Source organism: Rubellimicrobium mesophilum DSM 19309 (genome assembly GCF_000600335.2).
GTDB lineage: Bacteria > Pseudomonadota > Alphaproteobacteria > Rhodobacterales > Rhodobacteraceae > Rubellimicrobium > Rubellimicrobium mesophilum.
This window is the reverse complement of the sequence record NZ_KK088533.1, coordinates 1-4,545: the sequence shown is the minus strand read 5'-3', so window position 1 is coordinate 4,545 and position 4,545 is coordinate 1. Positions and strand designations below refer to the sequence as shown.

The window sequence follows — 4,545 nt, the reverse complement described above, 5'->3', positions numbered from 1 at the left end:
CGCCAGGAGCTCGGGCCCGCAACGACATCCTCCGGGCAAGCCGCCGCTTCGGCCGGGTGATCTGGCGCAGCTGGAGCGGCTATCACCGACGAAGTCGCATCGAGGCCAAGATGCGGTGCATGAAGCTCCTGGGTGAGCGGCTCTCAGCCCGAACCCCCAGCCGCCAAACCGCCGAGCTTCAGATCCGTGCCGCCCTTCTCAACCGCTTCACCGCCCTCGGCACCCCCGAGACCAAGCGCGTTGCATAAAGCCGACGGGGGTCAGGGGCAGCTCGCTCTTACGCCGAATTGCTCAACAGAGCCTTCTTAACGCGCTCGAAAGACAGGTTTCTATTTTCAGAGTGGTGGGGCTTTGTGACGGGAGTGCGGAATCCGCGACTTCGCCCCGCTCCCCGGGCGCGCCACAAGTGATTTCAAGACAGAAGGCGGGCGGAGCAGTCAATTGCGGAAAATCTACAATATCTGGGACGAGGTACGGGTTGGTTTACTTGGCCTCCTGGTGGGCCTGGGCGGGGCCGCGCTGGCCGAAGAGAGCACTGGCCTGGAGCCCACCTGGTTCAGCCCTCTTCCTGAAGTGTTCTTTGCAGCACCGACAGGGCTCACGCTCCAGGAATACGGACCCGATTGGGTCTCGATCGGCACCCCCTCGCTTGAGAACGGCTTCCTGCCCGAGGTGGACGTCCATGCGTTCCAAGGTGGCCCCTCTGAGGGCAGTCCGGACTTCGAGACGTTCGCGCTTGCAGCCCTCCGGAACACCTGCGCGGCCGACGGACCAGGCGAGACGATCCATTGCGACGCTGTCCGTCACCGCCAGCCCTTCACTTCGGACTCGGGCCTGGAAGGCGAGATCCTTTATCTCGATCGCGTTCACGAGACTTGGGACCCGGCGAGCCGTGAGGTCACGGTCTTCGGGCAGATCTTCCTCTTCGATCTCTCCGGGAAGACCAACGGCGAGGAATGGATTGCTCTGGTGGTCCAGCCCGTGCCGACGCTGGAGTTGGACGCCATCGACGACCAGCTCCTCGCCGACATAGCGCGGACCGTCGAGGTCGCCACGGGTCCGATCGACGGCGGATGAGTTGGGGCAGGAAGAAAAAGGGCCCGGACACTGTCCGGGCCGTTCCTTACATCCTTGGCATTGGCTTCATGCCGCGACGGGCACGGCGACCTTAGATCCGCGGGCGCGGGCAAGGAGCGCGTCAAGGCTCCACACGCCACCGCCAGCGAACACGAAGTAGAGGAAGGCGAAGCAGTAAAGGATCGCGGCGTCGCCTCCGTTCAGCGCCGGGTAGAGGCTCTGGGGCGCGTGGGCGATGAAGTAGGCCGCGGCCATGAGCCCGCTGAGGATGAAGGCCACCGGCCGGGTGAAGAGGCCAAGCATCAGGAGCGCCCCGCCCACGAGCTCCAGCACGCCCGCGATCCAGAAGATCGAGCCCACTGGCGGATGCATCTCGGAGACTGGGAACCACAGTACCTTCTGCGTGCCGTGGGCGAAGAAGGTGAGGGCGGAGACGAAGCGCAGCACGGAAAGCATGCGGGGCGCGTTGGTATCGAGAAAGCGGGTCATGGGGATCCTGTACGGAAGGGCAGCGCGCAGCGCGGAAGGGCTGGGTCCCATGTCACAGGCGCCAGCGGTTGCTGCAACGCAGCGGACGCACATGATCTGTGCGAGGGCTTTTTTCGGATCCAGGTTTGTAGCACATCGGTCCCAAGCGAGAAGCTGGACCGGACCGATAAGCTTGGTTCCTCTTGAACCTGCCTCAGCGCCAGCCGAGCGCCGGGGCCACATGGGTCAGGATGGCCTCGATCACATGGACATTGTAGTCGACCCCGAGCTGGTTCGGCACGGTGAGCAGCAGCGTGTCCGCCGCCTGAATGGCCTCGTCCTTGGCCAGTTCCTCCACGAGCACGTCCGGCTCGGCAGCATAGCTGCGCCCGAACACCGCCTGCTGCCCTGGCTCGATGGCGCCGAACTGATCGCTGCTCTGCCGGTTGCGGCCGAAATAGGCGCGGTCGCGGTCGTCCATCAGGGCGAAGATGCTGCGGCTGACCGACACGCGCGGGAGGCGCTGATGGCCGGCTGCCGTCCACGCATCTCTGTAGGCCTGGATCTGCTCGGCCTGCTGAATGTGGAAGGGCTTGCCGCTTTCGTCGAACTTCAGCGTCGAGCTTTGCAGGTTCATGCCGAGCCGGGCCGCCCATTCGGCGGTGGCGTTGGTGGCCGCGCCCCACCAGATCCGGTCCCTCAGACCTTCCGAGCGGGGCTCAAGGCGCAGGAGACCGGGCGGGTTGGGGAACATGGGGCGGGGATTGGGCTGGGCAAAGCCCTGGTCCCGGATCACCTCCAGGAACACCTCGGCGTGCCGCCGCGCCATGTCGGCGTCGGTCTCGCCTTGGGCCGGCGCGTAGCCGAAGTGGCGCCAGCCATCGATTACCTGCTCGGGCGAGCCGCGGCTCAGGCCCAGTTGCAAGCGTCCGCCGGAGATGAGGTCCGCCGCCCCGGCGTCCTCGGCCATGTAGAGCGGGTTCTCGTAGCGCATGTCGACGACGGCGGTGCCAATCTCGATGCGGCTGGTGCGCGCGCCCACGGCCGCCAGCAGGGGAAAGGGCGAGGCGAGCTGGCGCGCGAAGTGGTGGACTCGGAAGTAGGCGCCGTCCGCCCCGAGCTCCTCGGCGGCGACGGCGAGGTCGATGGACTGCAGGAGCGCGTCGGCCGCCGAGCGGGTCTGCGAGCCTGCCGCCGGGCTCCAGTGCCCGAACGAGAGAAAGCCGATCTTCTTCATGATTCTGTCGCTTTGGCTGACCAGAGGGGTTCGATGCGAAGGCGCCGACAGTACTCGCTCAGGGCCTTAGATCGGCCTCGCGGACTCCGCCACCCTAGTAGTAGGCCGCCGCGTGCGCGAGACCGATGATCGCGCCCAGGAGCGAGGCCGCGGCCGTCGCGGCAAGGCTCGCGAGGCGCACCTTGGTGGCGCAGAAGGGACGCTCGCCGAAGGCATTACCCGAGACCCCCGAGGCGATGACCCGGTAGTGCTCGCCACCGTGGTCGTAGTGCAGGATCCAGAGCGGCAGCAGCATCGAGCGGCAGGTCGCGTCCTCAAGGTCGACCTCCATGCGCACGATCTGCTGCTTCTGGCCGCCGATGTCCCGCTTCACCTGCTCCTCAAGGATCGGCCGGATGTCAGCCTTGGCCGCCTCCGCGGCCTCAGTCGCCGGAACCTTGTGCAGTTCGGCCGCGAAGCCCGCAAGGAACCGGGGCTCGAAGTCCACGAGCCGCGTCACGGGCCAGGGTCCGGTGGCGTCTCGGATGTCGGCCGTGAAGTGGTTCGAGGCCGGCATCAGGATGTCGTTCAAGGGCACCTCGATCGTGCCGCTGACATCGGTCCAGCGAGTCTCCTTGCCTGATTTCCGTCCACGCCGGCCCACATAGCGGACGACCACCCGGGAGTCGAAGGTCCAGAAGGGGGCATAGACGCCCGCGAGTCGGGCGCCGGACGCGCGGTCCTGGAGCGCGCTCGGCATGAGCCAGCGCGACGCGAACCAGGACCCGATCGCCTCGCGCGCGGCCTTTTCGACAACCCGGAAGGGCGCGAGACCCGCAGGCGCGAAGCCACCTCTGCGGCCGGGTTCCCGGACCACCGGCCCGTCGCAGTAGGGGCAGCGCTCCGAGAGCGAGCCACCCGCGAAGACGATCTCGCCCGCGCAGGTCCGGCAGCTTACGGCCTCGGCTCCTTCTCCGAGCTCGAGGAGGGCCTGGTCGTCGGCGCGCATCAGGCAGACCTCGACATGGGCCCGCTCCGCGGTCGTCGCGATGGCTGCATCCGCGCCGCAGTGGTCGCAGACCAGCGCTTGGCGCTCGGGATGAAACGCCATCTGGCCCGCACAGGCAGGGCAGGTGAACTCGCCTTGCAGGACGGGCGAGGTTCTGTCCCAGTGGGAATTGGAGTGCTCGGTCAATCGTTGTCCTCCGAACCCTGGAGAAGGTAGGCCGCGAACTCGACCCGGTCGCCGAGTCGGCGCAACGCCCCGTCCATGTCCCCATGCACGCCCCAGTCGGCCAGGAAGGACGCCGGGAAGGTGGCTAGGACCGCCCAGGTGGCGAAGACCCCATACCCCTTGAGGCGCCGGAGCTTGCTCGCGGTGCCCTGCCCGAACTCCGTCGAGCCCTCGATGGCGACGACGAGCTTCTTCACGGCATAGCCTCCTGTCGTCCAGAGAAGGACAAAAGAAGCCAGGGCAAGAACGATCGGGGTCAGGGCTTGGGACATGGGCCATGATCTGGCCCCCGTTTGACCGAACACTCAGGCGGTTGCGGTTTGGGCGGCGATGAACTCGCGAGGCGAGCGCATTTTCAGCCCGGAGTGCGGGTGGTGGGCGTTGTAGTCCTCGAACCAGCTTGGGAGCAATCCGAGGACAGCGGCAGCGTCCGGCAAGGGCGTGACCTGGACGTAGTCGCGCTTCAGGGTGCGGACGAAGGCCTCGGAGATGCCATTGCTTTGGGGGCTCTTCACGGGCGTGAAGCAGGGCTTCAGCCCGAGCTGGCGGG

The 4,545-nt window shown here is 66.9% G+C and carries 6 protein-coding genes and 1 pseudogene; 2 read left to right on the top strand and 5 right to left on the bottom strand.

Features of this window, described 5'->3' with window-relative positions; translation table 11 throughout:
- Both RUMESO_RS23745 and RUMESO_RS02165 read left to right on the top strand, forming a co-directional pair.
- Positions 1-248: pseudogene (locus RUMESO_RS23745) on the top strand (IS5/IS1182 family transposase); the annotation flags it as partial.
- 193 nt (positions 249-441) lie between these two features.
- A complete protein-coding gene (locus tag RUMESO_RS02165) occupies positions 442-1,077 on the top strand; it encodes a hypothetical protein (protein ID WP_156362624.1) in 636 nt (211 codons plus the stop codon).
- A 66-nt stretch (positions 1,078-1,143) separates the two neighbouring features.
- Here RUMESO_RS02165 and RUMESO_RS02160 read toward each other — a convergent pair whose 3' ends face one another.
- From RUMESO_RS02160 to RUMESO_RS02140, 5 genes are all read right to left on the bottom strand, one after another.
- Entirely contained in the window at positions 1,144-1,566 is a 423-nt protein-coding gene (locus RUMESO_RS02160) for a DoxX family protein (protein WP_037277745.1), read from the bottom strand.
- Between the two features lie 193 nt (positions 1,567-1,759).
- On the bottom strand, positions 1,760-2,782 hold the full coding sequence (locus RUMESO_RS02155) for an LLM class flavin-dependent oxidoreductase (protein WP_037277744.1): 1,023 nt from the start codon (positions 2,780-2,782) through the stop codon (positions 1,760-1,762).
- A 94-nt stretch (positions 2,783-2,876) separates the two neighbouring features.
- Entirely contained in the window at positions 2,877-3,956 is a 1,080-nt protein-coding gene (locus RUMESO_RS02150) for a hypothetical protein (RefSeq protein ID WP_156362622.1), read from the bottom strand.
- Entirely contained in the window at positions 3,953-4,192 is a 240-nt protein-coding gene (locus RUMESO_RS02145) for a hypothetical protein (RefSeq protein ID WP_037277740.1), read from the bottom strand. The genes RUMESO_RS02150 and RUMESO_RS02145 overlap by 4 nt, the downstream gene beginning before the upstream one ends.
- Before the next feature lie 108 nt (positions 4,193-4,300).
- On the bottom strand, positions 4,301-4,545 hold a 245-nt coding region (locus RUMESO_RS02140; RefSeq protein WP_037277710.1), incomplete at its 5' end, for an integrase core domain-containing protein.

Excerpts from the sequence above, each read along its gene's own strand:
- RUMESO_RS02160 (WP_037277745.1), bottom strand. The coding sequence starts at position 1,566 with ATGACCCGCTTTCTCGATACCAACGCGCCCCGCATGCTTTCCGTGCTG.
- RUMESO_RS02155 (WP_037277744.1), bottom strand. The coding sequence starts at position 2,782 with ATGAAGAAGATCGGCTTTCTCTCGTTCGGGCACTGGAGCCCGGCGGCA.